Raw genomic sequence first — 17698 nt, forward strand, 5'->3', positions numbered from 1 at the left:
TGGGTCACGCACCGAACGCCCTGTCCGGGTTCGGCGTCGACGTAACGGTCGACAGTTCGGTGGCGGAGATCACTGGCGCCGCAGCCGGCGACGAGTTCGAACTGGGCTCCACCGACGTGGCGGCGGACGGCTCGGTGGTGGAGATCTCGGCGGTCGACTTAGAGAGTACGCTGACGGGAAGTGTCAGCGACATCCACCTGGCGACGATCGACCTAGACGGCGTCGCGGACGGTACGACGGACGTGACGGTGGTCGTGGACTCGATCCAGGACGACGACGGCGGCGAGATGGACATCGAGGACGTCTCGGTGGAACTGGTCGTCGGTGACGGCGTCGGCGACGACGATGACGACGATGACGATGACGACGATGACGACGACGTTGGAGACTACCCCGCCTGGGACGCAGACGAGGTCTACCTCGAGGGCGACCGCGTCTCCCACGACGGCACCAACTGGGAGGCCCAGTGGTACACCCAGAACCAGGAGCCGATGCACCAGGACTGGTACGTCTGGCAGCCTGTCGAGGGCGGCTCGGACGACCCGAGCGACCCTGGTAACGGCGACGACAACGGTGGCGACGACAACGGTGGCGACGACCCTGTCGACACGGGTGATCTCTACGCGGAGCTGGACCCCACGACGACGTCCGCGTCGGCTGGTGAGCGCATCGAGTTCCACGTGACCGACACCACCGACGAACAGCACTGGGTCACGGACCTCCAGTGGGACTTCGGCGACGGCACGACCGGCAGTGGCTGGTTCGGCGCTCACAGCTACAGTTCCTCGGGAACCTACACCGTCTCGCTGACCGCGACGAACAACGACGGCGACACGACGACCCACGAAGTCACCATCACGGTCTCCTGAACTGACCACCTGCGGTTCTGAGTGACCGACCTCGTTCGGTCGGTTTTGCTTCCATTTTTCGCTGGACTCGCTTCGTTTTTCGGTTCGTTCAGTACCCGTATCAGCCGCTGCACTCGCCTCTCTCCTGATAGCGATTCAATACGATTAGTCTATTAATTTCATTAAGCACTAGAAAGTTTTAATCTATTGTAGGAACCACTCTACTGTGTCTTGTCCGTAGGGTATGAGACATGGTACAACGGAGGTAGCGCATAACGCGCACACCAGCAATGAGTGAACGCACTACAGCACACGAGACGGACGAACAGCGACGCGACCGACCGGCGTTCGATACGACACGCCGAAGCTTCATGAAAGCGGCCAGCGCCGGTGCGCTGGCCACCGGTCTCGGTGTCGGACTCTCCGGCACCGCGGCCGCCTCCCAGGAGGACGGCCCGGGCCAGGACATCCCGCTCCCGAAGCTCTCGGTCGACGGCAACCTCGTCGTCGACACCGAGGGGAACACGGTCAAACTTCGCGGCCTCAACATGGCCGACCCGGGGAAGCTCGACCTCACCGCACACGTTCGCGGGAAGACGGCGCTCGACGTCGTCGACTATCTGACCAACCAGGACGAGGGCTGGCACCCACGCGTCCTCCGTATCCCGACGGAGCCGGGTAACATCGCCGGTCTGACGCCGGTGCCGCTCGCCGACGACTACGCGACCGGCGACTACCCGATCGGCGAGTTCGACGAGAGCGACCTCGAGGCTTACTGTGAGAACCACCTCGACGCCGTGATCGACCGGTGTGCCGAGCGTGGCGTCTACGCCATCATCGACTACCACCGCCACTGGGGCAGCGGTGACCAGCCGTGGGACGACCCGGCGCTCGACCCCGAACTCCAGCTCTACTGGGACTTCATCGCCGAGCGCTACGGCGACCGCGACCACGTCCTCTTCGAGGTCTACAACGAGCCGACGAACCCCGGTATGTGGGGCGACCCACAGGAAGAACAGTGGGTCGCCGACATCTGGTACGACTGGTTGGACGTCGCCCAGCCGTGGGTCGACACCATCCGCGAGCACACCGACAACATCATCCTCATCGGCTCGCCAAGCTGGACGCAGAGCCCCGAGGGTGCGCTCCTCGAGCCGTTCGAGGGTGAGAACCTCGCCTACACCTACCACATCTACGGTGGCCACACCGTCAGTATGAACCAGGCGTGGGGCGAGGCTGCAGGCAACGGTGAAGGCGTCGACGGCGTCTACGAGGAGTTCCCGCTGTTCGTCACCGAGTTCGGCTGGGAGCAGGCCCAGGGCGGTGGCGTCACGGACATGCACATCGCTGGCTCGTACGACGACTTCGGCGCGCCGTTCCTCGAGTGGCTCGAGTCACACGAGGCGATCAGCTACACGGCCTGGTGTGCCGACCCGATCTGGCGGCCGGTCATGTTCTACCGCCCCTTCCTCGACGAGGACCCGAACCACCCCGAGCACCAGGACGCCGCTGGTGACCCGTTCAACGAGGACCTCCCCGAGTACTGTGAGGACCTCCCGTGTGAGTGGGCGCTCGCGACCCAGGACGAAGGTGAGTTCCAGGGCGAGATCATCCGCGCACACCTAGAGGAGTACAAAGACGACCTCGTCCCCATCGCCGAGGGTGAAGGCGACGGCAACGGCGGTGAAGACCCTGAGCCGTCCGGTCTCGACGTCAACGGCGACGGCTACGACGCCCAGGACCTCACTGGCGACGGTCTCTACGAGGACATCACCGGCGACGGCAACCTCGGCTTCAACGACGTGGTGACGTTCTTCGAAGAGCACAACGGTGACGTCGTCCAGAACAACGTCGAGTACTTCGACTTCAGCGGGAACGGCAGCGTTGGCTTCAACGACGTCGTTGCCCTGTTCGAGCGTCTGTAAGACGCTCGGGCGTACGAGACTCTCGTCTCGGAGTGTTCGAGATGCTGTAGGGTCTCGCGAGTCGACGACCCCGCGATTTTTCGATCGGCACGTTCCGTTTCGAGGGATCCGTCTGCTGAGTAGCACTATCTCCCGTACGTCAGCCTGCGCTGTATAATACTGAAAATTCATTTCAGGCTGGAACCCTTCGAACCACCCTATTTCCTCGGAGAGGGGCCGTTCTCTCTCCGTAGGTCTCTCTCCCACACTCTCTGAACCAGAGAATTGTCGGATATCTCTGTATCATCGAAGGATTCTACGTCCTACCCTCGCATCTCCGCGTCGACGGCCGTTCGAATCACGCGAGCGAGACCGAGGACGATCAGGTAGACGCTCACGAGGACGATTCCTACGTAGAAGACGATGCCGAGGACGATGGGACCGACTTCCGAGAGGGCCAGCAGCGCGTCGGGCAGTCTGCGACCGAAGACGACGACGAGCACCCCGGCGGCGATGCGCAGCGACGCGCGCCAGTACGCGCCGTACTCCTCGGGTGAGAGATCCATGCCCACTGGTCACGTGGGGACTACCTAAAGGCCACTCACTCGAGTCCGGTCCCGATCGTTCGCGCCACCCGTGCGCCGGTGGTGTGAGCGATCCGCTGGCGCTCGAAACACTCGCGGGCGCGCTCGAGCGCGTCGGGGTCGGTCTCGAAAGAGAGGTCGGGATAGGCGACGCGCGTCAACACCAGCGGCTCCGGTGGTGCAGGAGCGATTCCCTCGTGGCCCGGGAGCGGGTCGGCCGCGAGCACGCGATCGATCTTCTCCAGCGGTGTATCGCCCGTCGCGACCGCCTCGACGAGCGAGACCAGTCGGCGGACGAGTTCCCGGCAGAAGCCGCCCGCTCGAGCCGTCAGTACGAGGTAGGCACCGTCGCGGGTCGCCTCGAGTTCGAGCGTCCGGTCGGTGTTCCAGTCGTCCGGGGTGAGGTTGTGTACGTCGTGGCGACCCGAGAGTGCCTCGAGCGCCGCCTCGGCGCGTTCGTCGTCGACGCGAGCGGGTGGCGCGTAGAGGTGGTAGGTGTAGGTGCGCTCGCTCGCGTGGTGGGTGGCGTGAAAGTCCGCCGGGGTGTCACAGGCGGCCCACGACCGGACCGTCTCGGGAAGCCGACTGTTCAGCGCACGCGGCGTGAGCCACTCGGGGGCGTCGAGGGCGACCGTCTGGGCGAGCGCGGAGACGCCGGCGTCCGTCCGCCCGGCGGCGGCGTAGCCGGGGGGCTTCTCCCCCTCGAAGACCTCGAGTGCGCCGAGAGCGTCGAAGATCGTCCCTTCGACGGTTCGAACGTCCGGCTGGCGCTGGAAGCCCGAGAACGGCGTTCCGTCGTAGGCGATGCGGAAGGCGCGTCGTGGCATTCGTCTCGAGCGTCGCGCTCGTCCGTGTTAGCACCATCTATCGTGCTCGGTGGACCGGACCCGGGTGTCGGCTGGCGTTCTCAACGGCCTGCACACGCCGGGGGGTCGACCTTCTCCGTGACGGGTGGATATCGCTGTGATGGCCGACTCTTCCGATCGTGAGGTTCCTGCGTCACATGAACGCGTAGAGAACGTCGTCCTCGTCGTCCTCGACACGGCTCGAGCGACGAGCGTCGACGAGGGGACGATGCCGACGCTCACGGCGCTCGGCGAGGCGGGAACGACGTTCGAGCGGGCGTTCTCGACGGCGCCGTGGACGCTCCCCTCACACGCGTCGCTGTTCACCGGCGTCTACCCGTCAGAACACGGCGCACACGGCGGGCACACCTACCTCACAGACGACTACCGGACCGTCGCGGAGGCGTTCTCCGACGCCGGCTACGAGACGATCGGCGTCTCGAACAACACCTGGATCACCGACGAGTTCGGCTTCGCTCGCGGCTTCGACCACCTCCGTCGCGGCTGGCAGTTCGTCCAGTCCGACGTCGACATGGGCACCGTCGTTCGCGCCGAACACTTCTCGGGAAAGTTCGAGGCCGCACGCGACCGTCTCTTCGAGGGCAACCCGCTGGTCAACGCCGCGAACGTCCTCTACAGCGAACTCCTCCAGCCGGCGGGTGACGACGGCGCGGACCGGACCACGACCTGGATCACCGACTGGCTCGAGAGCCGCGACGACGAGCGGCCGTTCTTCCTCTTCGCGAACTACATCGAACCCCACGTCGAGTACCGACCGCCCCGCCGCTACGCCGAGGCGTTCCTCCCCGACGGCGCGAGCTACGAGGAGGCGATCGCGATCAGACAGGACCCACGCGCCTACGACGTCGGTGCCTACGAACTCACCGAGCGGGAGTTCACGCTGCTCCGGGCGCTCTACCACGCCGAGGGTGCCTACGTCGACGACCACCTCCGGCGACTCGTACGCGCGCTCGAGGTGAGCGGTCTCCAGGAGAACACCCTGCTCGTCGTCTGTGGCGACCACGGCGAGAACGTCGGCGACCACGGCTTCTTCGGCCACCAGTACAACCTCTACGACACGCTGTTGCACGTCCCGCTCGTCTGCTACGGCGGCCCGTTCGTCGACACGCCCGCACGCGAGGACCTCGTCCAGCTGCTCGACCTCCCGGAGACGCTGCTCGAGACCACGGGCGTCGACGACCCCGAACTCCGCGCACAGAGCCGTGGCCGCTCGCTCCACCCGGCCAGCGACGACCCGCCGCGCGAGGCCGTCTTCGCCGAGTACGCCGCGCCACAGCCGTCGATCGACCGACTCGAGGCTCGCTTCGGCGAACTTCCCGACCGCGTCTACGACTTCGACCGGAGCCTCCGGGCGATTCGAACCCGCGACGAGAAGTACGTCCGCGGCGACGACGGCTTCGAGCGTCTGCACGACCTCACGACCGACCCCGACGAGTCGGTCGACCTCGCCCCCGACCGGCCAGCGCGTGTCGCCCGCCTCCGCGAGCGACTCGAGGCTCACGCCGAGGGGCTCGACGCGGCGACGCCGACGGGCAGCGTCTCGATGCGCGCCTCGACCGAAGAGCGCCTCGCAGACCTCGGCTACCTCTGATCACTCCTCGCTGACGGCGTCCGGCGCGTGCTCGCGGACGAACGCGACCACGTCGGCCGTCGGCTGGAACCCCTCCGCGAGGCGGGCGACCTCCTCACCTTCCGCTACCAGCACCAGCGTCGGGACCGACCGGATCGCGAACCGGTCGGCGAGGTGCACGTCGTCACCGGGGTTACATAGCCCGACCGGGACGCCCGTTGCCCGCGCGACGTTCCCGAGCACCGGCTCCATCGCCTGACACATCGAACAGCCAGCCGTGTAAAACTCGAGCAGCGCCAGGTCGTGCTCGTCGAGAAACCGCTCGAGTGCGGCGGCGTCGGCAAGGTTGACCGGTTTCGCGTCGTGCTCGGCCATACGACGCGTACGGGCCGACGGCACAAAGGCTCCCGGTCCCGCTCAGAACCCCTCCCAGTCCCACCAGTGCGGTTCGCCATCGGCCGGCGGGGCCGCTTCCTCTTCTTCCTCCTCTTCTGGTGGCTCCTCGAGCGGGATGACCGGCCGGCCGTCGAGTCCGTGGTCCGTGAGGCTCCCCGCCGGTGCGTACCGGCCGTCTCCGGCGAGGTGGATGGCTCGCTCGAGCGCTGCGGTGTGGCCGAGACGGCCGCCAGCGCCGCTCAGGCGCAGCCACAGGTAGAGCGTGGGGACGTGGCCATCGACTTTCGACGTGAAGTTCGCGTGGGCGACGACGCCCCTGATCGGGTCGGGATTCGGCCCTCGGAGCGCCGGAATCGGGAACGCGACGTAGTACTCCCCGATGACGCCCGGCCACTCGAGCGGCACCGAAAGCGGTGAGCCGGTCCCGCCGATCACGACGTGCTCGAACAGGTGGTACGTTGCCCGGAGCTGCTCGCCGGTCGGCAGCCGGTAGGGCCGATCACCGGAGGCTTCGGTGTTCCAGATCGTCGATTCGATCTGTGGATCGCCACTCCCGGCGGGGTCTGGCTGGTTGACGAGTTCGATCCCGATCGAGGAGCCGTTGTGCGGTCTGGCGTGGCCCAGCCGCTGGACCACGTCGTTGTGCTGGTAGACGGTCCCGTCTCGCAAGACGGCGAAGTGGACTCCTTCACCTCTGTTCTGGAGGGCCTGCATGCTCGCTTCGGTCCACTGCATCGAGTCGGTCTCGTGGACGACGATCGCCTCGACGTCGTCCGGGTGGCGACACTCGTTCCGGCGGCGCTGGAAGTGGTGTATCTCCTCGTACGACCAGTTGCGGATCTCGGGCCGGTCGGCGAGGAGCTGGCGTCCGTCGACGATCAACGCGTCGCTCTCGAGCGGCGTGTAGTTGTAACAGTCCTGGTGGGTGCTCATCGGTACTCACCTCGTGGGGGTTGGCGCGCTCTCGCTTCCGCGGCGGTCCATCGGTCGGCGTGTGGTGTGTGGTTCATCTGTCCTCCGTTCACTCGAGTCCGACGTCGTCGGCCCGCAGGTGGAGCGTCGCCGAGTCGCCCAGGTGGTGGCGCTGCCAGCCGAGCACGCGCTCCTCGCCCGACTCGAGCCGGACGGTCACCTCGTACTCGAGTACCCGCTCGTCGGGCGAGAGGTAGTAGGTCACCGGCAGGCGGAAGTAGGCGACGCCCGTCACGCCAGCGAACCGTCCGTCCTCGGGGACGAGCTCGAGACGGCGCGTCTCACCGACGCCCGGGAACCGGACCTGGAGCTCGAGTCCAGCAACCGCCTCGGCCGCCGCGCCGAGCTGGGCGGTCACCGTCAACGGCACCTCGAGTCGGTCGACGTCGATCCGGCGCTCTTCGAACGCGCCGTCGGGGTCCTCGTCGATGCGAAACGCCGGTGCCGCTCGCGTCTCCCCGGCCGCGAGGACGTCGTCGATCCGTGTCTCGCCACCGGCCTCGAGTTCGAGTGGCTCGTCGAACGTGTGGGTCGTCGGTTCGGTGTGGTCCTCGGCGAAGAGCAACAGCTTCTCGACGAAGACGGGGCGGTCACAGCGACTCTCGAGGGTGACACGTCCGGTGTCCGGATCGGCCCTCGCGTCGAGGACGTCGCCCGCCGTCTGCGCTAAGTCGAGGGTGACGGCCGACCCTGCGCTCGTCGCGTCGCCGAACGCCCACTCGACCGACCCGCTCAGGTTCGACCCGCGCTGGCGAAGCCGGTCGAACGCGAGCGTCGCCTGGGCGGTGTCCCGGAAGTTCGCCGTCAGCCTGAGTCCGCCCCCGACCGGTGTCGGCGTCCCCTCGACCTCGAGACCGCTCGTCCACTCGAACGCCTCGAGCGCACCGAACAGATCCGTCGGCCACTGGAGTATCGGTGCGTTCGGGACGCCGTCGACTTCGCGGGTGTGGCCGTAGAGGTGCTTGTAGATCGCTGCCCGGTCGTACGGCGAGAGCGCGGGGACGAGCGCGACGTCGAGCTGGACGAGCGTCAGGCGGTCGTCGCTCGGTGAGGCCTTTCCGGCGACGTAGACACTCGGTGCGCCGGTCTCCGGATCCCTCCCGATGACGTACCGGTTGGGAACGACGAGGAACGTATCGCGCTCGCTCAGCGAGCGGAAGACGCTCACCGGGGCTGGAACCGAGCCGTCTCGCAGGCGTTCGTAGTGTTGTCGGTCCGGGAGTGGTTCCTCCCACGGCGGGCCACAGCCGACCGTCACCGTCTCGCCGCTGTCGGTGACCGCTGCGTAGGCGTGACGGTTGTCCTCACAGGGGTAGCCCACCGGCACCGGCTCCTCGAGTGTCACCGTCCGCAGGTCGTAGCGGGGCGCACCCCTCTCGACGGCGACGTACCCCACGGTCTCGTCGGTGAGCGCCGCTCCTCGCTCGCTTCGTTGCAGTCTGGTTCGGAACCGATCCGTCCCGACCGACCGCTGGCGCGTCACCACGTCCGGGCCGTTGTCCGCCGTCTGGCGCTGGCTGATGACGACCGGTTCGTCGTCGAACCCGCTTCGCAACGCCGTCGACGCCCACTCGCCGTCGGTCTCGACGGTTCCCGCGTCGATCACGGTTCCATCGAGGAGTTCGTAGCCACCGGTCCGGAGGACTGCGAACCCGACGCGCGTCGGCTCGGCTCCGTCCCAGGGCTCGAGTGCGTACTCGAACCCGCTGGCACTGACGTTTCGAAGCCCGACCGCGACGTGCCCGTCGCCAGCCGCCTGCGCCAGCACGACCGGATCGTCGACCTCGCCTGCGAGTTCGACCGCGCTCCAGGCGGCTGTCGACGGCGAGCGCTCGAGTACCGCCTCGCCGACAGCTTCGCCCTCGGCGTCGAGGACCGGTCCCTCCGGCAGGACGACGACGCCGACCGTTTCGGGTTCGACCGACGGCTCGGGGTCGCTCGAGTCGCGCTCGCGGTGGTCACGGACGACGACGTCCCGACTCCGCCGGTTGCGAGCCCGGGCGCTCCGACTGTCTCTCTCGTCGCTCGAGTCGCGATCGGTGGCGTCCCGGCCCCGCCGTGACGGGACACGCTCTCGAGGCCGGTCCCCGTCGTCCCTGCTTCGGTCGGTGGTGTCCCGGCCCCGCCGTGACGGGACACGCTCTCGAGGCCGGTCCTCGTCATCCCTGCTGCGGTCGGTGGCGTCCCGCCCTCGCCGTGACGGGACGCGCGTTCGAGACCGCTCTCGACGCTCGCTCGAGTCGCGATCGCGGTGGTCACGGACGACGGCGTCTCGCCTCCGCCGGTCGTGACTGCGAACCCTCCGGCTGTCTCTCTCGTCGCTCGAGTCGCGGTCGGTGGCGTCCCGGCCCCGTCGTGCGGGGACACGCTCCCGAGGCCGGTCCCCGTCGCCACCCGTCGGACGCTCGAGACCGACCTCGACGCCCGTCGTCTCGACGGACCCGACCGTCACGCCGACGGCGCCCCGGGTCTCGTCGGTCTGGGCTGCCCCCAACACGACGGGTGGCGCTTCGAAGTACCGTCCCTGGCCCGCGGGTGGCTCGAAGCCGACGCTCGTTCCGTCGTCGACGTCATCCAGCCGTCTCGAGACGACGGGCTGGCTCCAGACGAGGTCCGCGTCGGACCCGTCGTTGGCGTCGACACCGGCGGTGTCCTCCCAGGCGTCGACGCCGACGGCGAACACGAGAGCCGGTCTCGCCTGCCCGTCTCTCTCGGGATCCTCGCGGGCGATCAGCTGATACGCCTGTTTGAGGCGCTCGCCGGTGAGTTCGAACGTCACCACACCATCCTCGAGCGCCACCGACTCGTGTTCGACCCACTCGCGCTCGCCGGTCTGTGCGTCGACCTCCGGAATCCGCAGCGTCGTCTCGGTGATCCGTGTCGGGGCTGCCTCGAGCCTCCCGTCGTCGGTCCGCTCGGCGACGGCCGGTGGCGTTCGGGACTCGAACGCGTAGCGGAGCGTCGCCCCCCACACCGGCTCACCCGACTGGTGGCCCACCACCTCACACAGCATGAGCGGCTCCTCGGGCACCGAGCCGACGTACTCGGGGACGTACCACGACCGGTCCGACCGGTGACGGTCCGCGAGAACCGCCCCGAACTCGAGGGGCGTTCCCGCCTGGACGACCGGCAATCCGGACGGGAGGTGCTCGTAGAGGCGCCCCTCGGCGTCGCTGGTTCGCTGGCGTTCCTCGGCGTCGGCGGTCGCCGGTTCGAAGATCGGTTCTCCGAGCGCGCGAGTGAGTAGCTGGGTTCCCGCGCTCCGAACCGTCTTCCAGTCGATCGGAAACGCCGTCGGTGTCTCCCCCATTTCAGTCACCCTGGAGGTACTCCCGGAGGTCCTCACGGAGCTCCTCGGGCGCGGGTGGCACGTCGGCGATCAGCGGGCCGTTGCCCTCGACGGTCCGCCAGTCGGACTCCCACCGGAGTTCCTCGAGTCCGAACATCGGCGGCCTGACGACCGCCTCGACCTTGTACTCGTAGCTCCCGGGGTGCTCCTCGGGTGGGTACCAGACGTCCCAGTAGGCCGGTCCGGGCTCGTCCGCGCTGAACTGGATGCGTTTGTCCGGTACGTCGGGTGCACGAAGCGTCAGGACGACCGCCACCTGCTCGCTGCCCAGCGGCATGTCGGGTTCGATCGGACCGACCGCGAGGTGGCCCGCGCTGTCGGCACGGATCTCGAGGGTGTGGTCTTCGGTCGTGTAGGCCCGCTCGAGTGTGTCGACCAGCACGTACGCGCCGGCCTCGTCGAAGGCGATCCGCTCCTGGACGTGGATCTCGTTCGGGTTCTCGACGGCGTCGGTGTGGTCCTGTTTGATGAACTCCCAGACGAACAGCCGGTGGGGTGTGTCGGCCACCCAGAGCGTGTCGGTGTTCTCCTCGGAGAGGTCGGGATCGGTCGGATCGTCGCGGTAGCGTGCCTGGCCTCTGAACTGGACGTCACCCTCGCTGGTCGGGTAGCCGACGTCACAGGAGACGTGGTGGATCGGATCGCCCGCTCGCTCGCCGTCACCCCAGTTGGCGTTCACCGTGGCGATCACGTACACCTTCTGCCAGCCCTCGTCGAGGTAGACCCGGCTGAAGTAGCGATCCCAGGCGTCTTCGTCCGTCTGTAGCTGATCGAACAGGCCGTCCATCGTCGTCGAAATCGTCTCGTACCGGTTCGTCCGGCCGGTGATCCGCTTGCTGTACTCGAGTGAGAGGCCGTGTTCCTGCTGGACGTCTTTGAGTTCGGCGTCCCCGCTCCAGCGCCACCAGGGCGAACTGGCCTCTGCAGCCTCGACGTCGGGCGCTTCCTGGCTCAGTATCGTCTCGCTCGCCCGCTCGAGGAAGGTGTCTGCGATCTCGTTGGCGGCCGACTCCCAGCGCTCGAGGTCACCCTCTTCGACGAACTCCTCGTTGTAGTCGATCTCGACCTCGAGGACGCCCTCTCTGACCATCGATTCGACCTCCTTGTTCAGTTCGCCGCGGAGCCAGAAGATGCCGCCCTCGGCGGCGGCCGAGAAGTGTTCGAAGATGGCCTCCCACTCGCCACGGACCGTGATCGACACCTCGGGTGCGTTGACGTTGTAGGTGATGTCGTTCTCGACGGTGATGTTGCTCTCGCCGCTCTCTGCGGCCCCGCGGATGAGCAGCGTCGGGAAGTTCCCGAGGAGCACCGAGAAGGCGTTCGTCGAGGTCGGGTTGATCGGTCCCTTTCCCTCGCCCTCGACGTGCCAGCCCCACGGCGGAATGTCGACGTCGTCGAGTTCGTCCTCGCCCGCAAGCCGTTTCTCGGCGTCACGGACGCTGACCGGATGGAGCCTGGTCTCCGAGTCGACGATCGGTACGTTGTCGAACGCCGGTTCGGGCAGGCTGTTGTTCCACCCCAACAGCGGGTGGCCCTCGTAGCGGTCCTCGAGCAGCGCCTTGAGTTCGTCTTTCGACGCCTCCATCACGGGTTCGGGCACGCCCATCGTCGTCGTGAACGTCAGGTAGCCGCCGCTGACCTCGGCGTGGCCCGGCGCACCCACGTTGACGTCCGGATCGAGCACGCCAGCGAAGTCCTGTAAGTGAAACTGATAGTGTGGCGAGTCGTGTTCGGTCGCGAGACGGATCTCCTGTGGCAAGTAGTAGAACCGCATCGGCTCTCCGGCCTCTCGCAACGCCCGATTGTTCTTATCGGGCAGCCACCGTAGCGAGTAGTCGTAGCCCTGTTCGTCCGCGGTCGTCGTCACCAGATCGCCACCGAACCAGATCGGTCCGTCCGGAATGATGTCGCTCTCTATGGACATGGCCCTGACCCGAGTTCTTCCACCACAAGAGGGGAGCTAAAGCTTTTCGGCGGTGCGAGAGATTATCTACCATACTCACCAGTCCTGTCATCGGCTCACCCGAGACGTGCCGCCGAGACCGACACCGAGCGCGCTCACTCGAGACCGTCGACGGTCGGCCGGGTCGCCTCGCCGGGGAAGCCCTCGACCGGCACCTGCACCTGCTCGCCACTCTCCATGTCCTTCAGCGTCACCTCGTCGTTCTCGAGGTCCTGCTCGCCGACGATCACCGTCGTCTCGGCGTTGATCGAGTCGGCGTAGTTCAGTTGCGCGCCGAACGAGCGCCCGGCGACGTCGGTCTCGACGACGTTCCCGTGCGCGCGGAGGTCGCGGGCGATGCGCGCGGCGACCGGCCGGGTATCGCCGACCTGGAGGACGTAGTAGTCGGTCGTGATCGCTTCCTCGGGCCAGACGCCCGCGCGCTGCAGCAGCAACGACAGCGTCGCGTGGCCGGGGGCGACGCCGACCGCAGGCGTCGGCTGACCGCCGAAGCGTTCGATCAGGTCGTCGTAGCGTCCGCCGCCGAAGATCGATCGCGAGACCTCGCCCGTCGAGTCGAAACACTCGAAGACGACGCCCGTGTAGTAATCCAGCCCGCGCGCCGTCTCGAGCGAGATCGTACAGTACTCACGCGCCCCGAAGTCCTCGGCCGCCGCGAGCACCGCCTGGAGGTTCTCGACCGACGCGGTGACGGTCTCGCTGTCTGCGACCTCGACGACCTCCTCGAGATCACCGCCCGCGACGAGGTCGGCGAACTCCGCGGCGTCGCCCGCCGTGAGTCCGGCGTCGGCCAGCAGGCCGTGGTACTCGGCCTGCTCGAGTTTGTCCGACTTGTCGACGGCGCGGATCGCCGCCGCGGTGTCGACGCGCTCGTCGTAGCTCTCGAGCAGGCCACCCAGAATGTCCCGGTGGGAGATCCGGAACTCGAAGTGCTCGCCGGTGAGTCCGAGTTCGGTGAGCGCGTCGGCCGCCCACGCCAGCACCTCGGCGTCGGCCTCGGGCTCGCTCGAGCCGAAGATGTCGAGGTTCGTCTGGTAGAACTCGCGCTGGCGGCCCTGCTGGACCTGCTCGTAGCGCCAGAACGGCCGCGTCGAGAACCACTTGATCGGCTTCGAGAGCGCCTGCTGTTTCGCGACGACCATCCGTGCGACCGTCGGCGTCAGCTCCGGCGTCAGCGTGACGTGACGCCCGCCCTGGTCTTCGAACGCGTAGAGTTCCTCGACGATGTCGTCACCGCTCTTCTCGGTCCACATCGCCGCCCGTTCGAGTGCGGGCGTCCCGATTTCGCGAAAGCCGTACCGGCGAGCGACGCGCTCGAGACCGTCGATCGCCTCTCGTCGAGCGGCCATCTCGCCGGGGTAGAAGTCACGAAATCCCTTGATTCGGTCGTACATGGCCGTCCGTTCGGCTACCGCCCACTTCTAAGCTTCCGTTCGCGGACGTTTCCTCCCGATCCGTACAGATTGATTACTCTCATAACCGACGGATATTCTCCCGTAGTTTCATACTCTCCGCCGGTGACGACGACCACATGCAACACACCGCCGACACGGACGACTGGCTGTGGACGCTCGGTGAGCAACTGCCAGTCTCGCCGCTGTCCGCACTCGGCGTCGTCCTCGCCGCGGTCATCGGTCTCCGTGTCGCCGCCCAGAACGTGGCGACGCAGGCGCTCTTAGAGGGTGTCTTCCCGCTGCTGGCCGCGGCGACGGTCGTCCTCGTCGACCGGTGGCTCCTCACCCAGGACGTCACCGCGCGCGACCGCCTCTCCGTCTTCGCCTACGGTCTCGGGGGGTTTCTCGCAGCCTCGCTCGTGACCGGTCTCCACCTCCACGTGCTGACCCTCCACGGCACGTCGGTCGTCGAACCGCTCTACCTCACCCTGCTGAGCGGCACCGTCGGCGTCGCCGCGGGCTCGATCGCCGGTCTCTACGAGGTCCGCCAGCGCGCCGCCGTCCGCGAGGCCCGCCGCCAGAACGCCCGTCTCGAGGAGTTCGCCTCCGTCGTCAGCCACGACCTCAGAAACCCGCTCAACGTCGCCCAGGGCCGTCTCGAGGAGACCTACCGTACCGGCAACCCCGACCACCTCCGCGAGGTCGCCGCTGCGCTCGAGCGTATGAACGTCCTGATCGACGAGACGCTCTCGATCGCTCGCGGCGGCCGCTACGTCGACGACCCCGAGGAGGTGCAACTCGTCGCGCTCGTGAGCGACGCCTGGGCGACCGTCGACACCGGCGAGGCGACCCTCGAGACCGACGGCACTCGCACGCTCTCGGTCGACCGGTCCCGGGCGCGACAGCTCTTCGAGAACCTGTTTCGAAACGCGGTCGACCACGGTCCCGACGACGTCTGCGTCCGCGTCGGTACGACGCAGACGGGCTTCTTCGTCGAGGACGACGGACCCGGTATTCCCGCGGTGAAACGCACCCGGGTACTCGAGCGCGGCTTCTCGACGGCGGCCGACGGCTCAGGATTAGGTCTCTCGATCGTTCGCGCCATCGCCGATGCGCACAACTGGTCGGTGTCGGTCACCGAGAGCGAGAGCGGCGGTGCGCGCTTCGAGTTCACCAGACGCTGACCCACGGCCGATCACCGGAGTCCGGTGACGTGCGTCTGCTCGTGCGCCGGAAAGTAGGTTTCCACCGCGTCGGCTCCCTCCTCCTGGGCGATCAGGTGGCGTAACTCCGCCTCGTAGTCTGCGCGCGTAATCTCCTCGCTCGGGCCGACGGTGACCTCGAGTCGGTCGGCGACGAGGCGGTCGACGGCGTTGCGGCCGAACCCCGATAGCGGTGCGATGTAGTCGACGTCGTGGCGGTCTTCGAGGCTCTGGGCCTGTGCCCTCGAGACCGTCGGCACCCGGTCGTCGCGGCGGGTGCCGTCGGCGACCGCGTCGAAGCCAGCCTCCGCGAGCGTCTCGAGGGCGTGGCCGTGGACGAACTGAATCGCGTTCCGGGGGTAGCCGTCCTCGCGGATGCGCTCGACGGCCTCCTCGGCGACCGCCCGCTCTACGTCGACGCGCTCGAAGGCGAACCCTGCGGCTTCGGCGGTGTCGCGGGCGTGTTTCCAGTCGTCGGTGATCCCGAAGTGTGCGGTCGCGAGCGTCACCTCGTAGAAGTCCGCGAGCAGTAACGCCGCGAGCGTCGAGTCCTTCCCGCCGCTGTAGAGCAGGCCCAGACGCATCACGGCCTGCCCTCCGTCCGTGAACCGCCTGCGTGGCCCGTCCGTCGGCGCCACCGCTCGAGGGTTCGGGCGGGTGGCTCTGGCCGCTGTCCCGGACTCACGTTAGCGGCGTTTGATGTCGAAGCTCTTCTTCTCGGGCTGGAGCTCGGTCAGCAGCTGTTTCATCTGTGCGTCGTCGACCCGTCCCTGGAGACGGCCGCTCTGCGCGAGGGCGACGACCTGGTTTTCGACCTGCTCGCCGAAACTCGGCTTGCTCATCTTCACCGTGTTGAGACGCTTTCTGGCCTCGTCGGTGAGGAACTGGCGCAACAGCGCCTGTTTCTGTGCCTCGGCTTGCTGCTGTGCGGCCTCCTGTGCCGCCGCGTCTCCCGTCCCTTCACCCTGTTCCGTTCGCTCCTGAAGCTCTTCGAGACGCTTCTGTCGAAGCTCGTCGAGTTCGTCGGGCTGTTCGCTCATATACGCCCGTTCTGTCGCCCGAGGGAAAATGATTACGGACGAAGGCAGGAGCCGCGTGTTCCGACGACGCGCGCTCTCGAGTGCTCGCTATAGTACCAACTGCAACGATTTACACACCGATCGCCGACCCGTCTGGCGATCATGTGTGCACCGACTTGCAGTGGCTCCTAGTTCAGGCGTACCGCTCGAGTTCGGGCCGGTCGAGCTCCGTGAGGACGGTGCCGGCGGTGTCGTCGAGGAAGCTCTGTCCCTCGGCGGTGATGCGTCGGCCCTCGCCGTCTGCGGTCTCGACGTAGCCTTCCTCCTCGAGCTGCTGGAGGATGGTGCGGATGAGGTTTCGCGAGCCGTTCGCGCGGCGGTCGGGGGCGACCTGGTAGCGGTTCGAGCCGTTTTTGCCGCCGCCGTACTCGGTCGCGAGACGGTCGACACCGATCGGTCCCTTCATCGAGACCTTCCGCAGGAGACTCGCTGCGCGAACCGCCCAGAAGTCCTCCTGTTCGGGTGGGAGTTCGCGGTCGACACCGCTCTTCGCGACGGCGGCCCAGTCGGGTTCGTCGAGTCGGTCCTCGAGGTCGGCAGCGAGCGCTTCGAGCAGCGCCTCCGCCGGAACGTCGTACATCGTAGCCATTGGGGTCTGGTTTCCTGTCGCGACATTTAAGGCCGTCGTTTGTGCCCGCTCGAGCGTACTGGCCGTCCGGTTCGTTTTTCCCGCCGCACGCCGAGCGAGGGGCATGGACGAACGCGCCGCGTTGCGGTTGCTCGAGACCGAACTCGAGTCTGCGGGCGACGACGCCGCCGTCGTCGGCGACCTGGTGATCACGACGGACATGCTCCACGAGCGAACCGACTTCCCCGCGGGGACGGCCCACTACACGGCGGGCTGGCGGGCCGTCGGGGCGTCGCTCTCCGACGTGGCGGCGATGGGTGCGCAGGCGACGGCGGCCGTCGCGGTCTACGCCGCCCCCGCGTTCGACGCCGAGGACCTCCTCGCGTTCGTCCGCGGCGCGAGCGACGTCTGTGAGACCGTCGGCGCGGCCTACGTCGGCGGCGACCTCGATGACCACACCGAGCTGACCGTCGCGACGACCGCCATCGGCCACCTCGAGACCGACCCCGTTCTCCGGAGCGGGGCGACCCCCGGTGAGGTCGTCTGTGTCACCGGCACGCTGGGGCGGAGCGCGGCGGCGCTCGACCTGTTCGCCCGCGGTGACCTCGAGCGCGCGAACACGCTCTTCCGGTTCGAGCCACGCGTCGCGGCGGGGCGTGCGCTCGCCGCCCACGCGGGCGCGATGATGGACTCGAGCGACGGCCTGGCGCGCTCGCTCCACCAGCTTTCGGAGGCGTCGGGCTGTGGGTTCGCCATCGAGTCGGCACGGCTGCCGGTCGACGACGCCCTCCTCGAGACGGCCGAAGACGAGGCGGCGGCGCTCGAGACCGCGACCACCTTCGGTGAGGACTTCGAACTCGTCTTCACACTCCCCGAAGCGGCCGTCACCGACCTCGCGGCCGATCTCGACGTACCGATCTCGGTCGTCGGCGAGGTCCGCGAGGCGGGCGAGATCACGCTCGACGGTGAGGCGCTCGCCGACGAGGGCTACACCCACTGAACG

The 17698-nt window shown here is 67.6% G+C and carries 15 protein-coding genes; 5 read left to right on the forward strand and 10 right to left on the reverse strand.

The window, feature by feature from the left end:
- Both N0B15_RS04180 and N0B15_RS04185 read left to right on the forward strand, forming a co-directional pair.
- Positions 1–869 (forward strand): PKD domain-containing protein (locus N0B15_RS04180; RefSeq protein WP_263018213.1); only part of this gene is annotated, 869 nt, incomplete at its 5' end.
- A gap of 269 nt (positions 870–1138) precedes the next feature.
- On the forward strand, positions 1139–2773 hold the full coding sequence (locus tag N0B15_RS04185; protein WP_263018214.1) for a cellulase family glycosylhydrolase: 1635 nt from the start codon (positions 1139–1141) through the stop codon (positions 2771–2773).
- A 302-nt stretch (positions 2774–3075) separates the two neighbouring features.
- On the opposite strand, the gene N0B15_RS04190 is transcribed toward N0B15_RS04185, so the two are convergent.
- Both N0B15_RS04190 and truA read right to left on the reverse strand, forming a co-directional pair.
- Positions 3076–3318, reverse strand: coding sequence for a hypothetical protein (locus tag N0B15_RS04190; protein WP_263018215.1), 243 nt, complete (start codon positions 3316–3318; stop codon positions 3076–3078).
- 35 nt (positions 3319–3353) lie between these two features.
- Positions 3354–4163 (reverse strand): tRNA pseudouridine(38-40) synthase TruA, encoded by an 810-nt coding sequence (gene truA / locus N0B15_RS04195; protein ID WP_263018216.1) that lies wholly within the window; start codon positions 4161–4163, stop codon positions 3354–3356.
- 139 nt (positions 4164–4302) lie between these two features.
- On the opposite strand from truA, the gene N0B15_RS04200 reads away from it, so the two are divergent.
- Positions 4303–5793, forward strand: a complete 1491-nt coding sequence (locus N0B15_RS04200) for a sulfatase (RefSeq protein WP_263018217.1) — start codon at positions 4303–4305, stop codon at positions 5791–5793.
- On the opposite strand, the gene N0B15_RS04205 is transcribed toward N0B15_RS04200, so the two are convergent.
- The 5 genes from N0B15_RS04205 to hisS all read right to left on the reverse strand — a co-directional run bounded on the left by N0B15_RS04205 (position 5794) and on the right by hisS (position 13846).
- On the reverse strand, positions 5794–6147 hold the full coding sequence (locus N0B15_RS04205) for a thioredoxin family protein (RefSeq protein WP_263018218.1): 354 nt from the start codon (positions 6145–6147) through the stop codon (positions 5794–5796). It lies immediately after the preceding gene.
- A 42-nt stretch (positions 6148–6189) separates the two neighbouring features.
- Positions 6190–7101, reverse strand: a complete 912-nt coding sequence (locus N0B15_RS04210) for a peptidoglycan recognition protein family protein (RefSeq protein WP_263018219.1) — start codon at positions 7099–7101, stop codon at positions 6190–6192.
- Between the two features lie 88 nt (positions 7102–7189).
- The gene (locus N0B15_RS04215; protein ID WP_263018220.1) at positions 7190–10450 is read right to left on the reverse strand and encodes a hypothetical protein; all 3261 of its coding nucleotides are present in this window, start codon (positions 10448–10450) and stop codon (positions 7190–7192) included.
- 1 nt (position 10451) lies between these two features.
- Entirely contained in the window at positions 10452–12413 is a 1962-nt protein-coding gene (locus N0B15_RS04220) for a hypothetical protein (RefSeq protein ID WP_263018221.1), read from the reverse strand.
- A 134-nt stretch (positions 12414–12547) separates the two neighbouring features.
- Positions 12548–13846: a histidine--tRNA ligase gene (gene hisS / locus N0B15_RS04225; protein ID WP_263018222.1), complete on the reverse strand. Its 1299-nt coding sequence runs from the start codon at positions 13844–13846 to the stop codon at positions 12548–12550.
- A gap of 137 nt (positions 13847–13983) precedes the next feature.
- Here hisS and N0B15_RS04230 point away from each other — a divergent pair, with 137 nt between their 5' ends.
- Positions 13984–15030 carry a sensor histidine kinase gene (locus tag N0B15_RS04230; protein WP_263018223.1) on the forward strand — a complete coding sequence of 349 codons (1047 nt, stop codon included), beginning with the start codon at positions 13984–13986 and terminating at the stop codon, positions 15028–15030.
- An 11-nt stretch (positions 15031–15041) separates the two neighbouring features.
- On the opposite strand, the gene N0B15_RS04235 is transcribed toward N0B15_RS04230, so the two are convergent.
- The 3 genes from N0B15_RS04235 to N0B15_RS04245 form a co-directional block, all read right to left on the reverse strand.
- Positions 15042–15632 (reverse strand): DUF7411 family protein, encoded by a 591-nt coding sequence (locus N0B15_RS04235; protein WP_263018336.1) that lies wholly within the window; start codon positions 15630–15632, stop codon positions 15042–15044.
- Positions 15633–15734: 102 nt separating this feature from the next.
- Complete coding sequence (locus N0B15_RS04240; RefSeq protein WP_263018224.1) at positions 15735–16088, reverse strand: DNA-binding protein; 354 nt, start codon at positions 16086–16088, stop codon at positions 15735–15737.
- Between the two features lie 172 nt (positions 16089–16260).
- On the reverse strand, positions 16261–16716 hold the full coding sequence (locus N0B15_RS04245) for a 30S ribosomal protein S19e (protein WP_263018225.1): 456 nt from the start codon (positions 16714–16716) through the stop codon (positions 16261–16263).
- Between the two features lie 103 nt (positions 16717–16819).
- Between N0B15_RS04245 and thiL the strand changes: the two genes are divergently transcribed.
- Positions 16820–17695 (forward strand): thiamine-phosphate kinase, encoded by an 876-nt coding sequence (gene thiL, locus N0B15_RS04250; RefSeq protein WP_263018226.1) that lies wholly within the window; start codon positions 16820–16822, stop codon positions 17693–17695.
- Positions 17696–17698: the final 3 nt, after the last annotated feature.

The organism is Natronobiforma cellulositropha (assembly GCF_025629245.1).
Lineage (GTDB): Archaea > Halobacteriota > Halobacteria > Halobacteriales > Natrialbaceae > Natronobiforma > Natronobiforma cellulositropha.

Coding starts and splice junctions, on each gene's coding strand:
- truA (WP_263018216.1), bottom strand. CDS start 4,163: ATGCCACGACGCGCCTTCCGCATCGCCTACGACGGAACGCCGTTCTCG.
- N0B15_RS04245 (WP_263018225.1), bottom strand. CDS start 16,716: ATGGCTACGATGTACGACGTTCCGGCGGAGGCGCTGCTCGAAGCGCTC.
- N0B15_RS04235 (WP_263018336.1), bottom strand. CDS start 15,632: ATGCGTCTGGGCCTGCTCTACAGCGGCGGGAAGGACTCGACGCTCGCG.
- N0B15_RS04210 (WP_263018219.1), bottom strand. CDS start 7,101: ATGAGCACCCACCAGGACTGTTACAACTACACGCCGCTCGAGAGCGAC.
- N0B15_RS04230 (WP_263018223.1), top strand. CDS start 13,984: ATGCAACACACCGCCGACACGGACGACTGGCTGTGGACGCTCGGTGAG.
- N0B15_RS04220 (WP_263018221.1), bottom strand. CDS start 12,413: ATGTCCATAGAGAGCGACATCATTCCGGACGGACCGATCTGGTTCGGT.
- hisS (WP_263018222.1), bottom strand. CDS start 13,846: ATGTACGACCGAATCAAGGGATTTCGTGACTTCTACCCCGGCGAGATG.
- N0B15_RS04215 (WP_263018220.1), bottom strand. CDS start 10,450: ATGGGGGAGACACCGACGGCGTTTCCGATCGACTGGAAGACGGTTCGG.
- thiL (WP_263018226.1), top strand. CDS start 16,820: ATGGACGAACGCGCCGCGTTGCGGTTGCTCGAGACCGAACTCGAGTCT.
- N0B15_RS04240 (WP_263018224.1), bottom strand. CDS start 16,088: ATGAGCGAACAGCCCGACGAACTCGACGAGCTTCGACAGAAGCGTCTC.
- N0B15_RS04185 (WP_263018214.1), top strand. CDS start 1,139: ATGAGTGAACGCACTACAGCACACGAGACGGACGAACAGCGACGCGAC.
- N0B15_RS04205 (WP_263018218.1), bottom strand. CDS start 6,147: ATGGCCGAGCACGACGCGAAACCGGTCAACCTTGCCGACGCCGCCGCA.
- N0B15_RS04200 (WP_263018217.1), top strand. CDS start 4,303: ATGGCCGACTCTTCCGATCGTGAGGTTCCTGCGTCACATGAACGCGTA.
- N0B15_RS04190 (WP_263018215.1), bottom strand. CDS start 3,318: ATGGATCTCTCACCCGAGGAGTACGGCGCGTACTGGCGCGCGTCGCTG.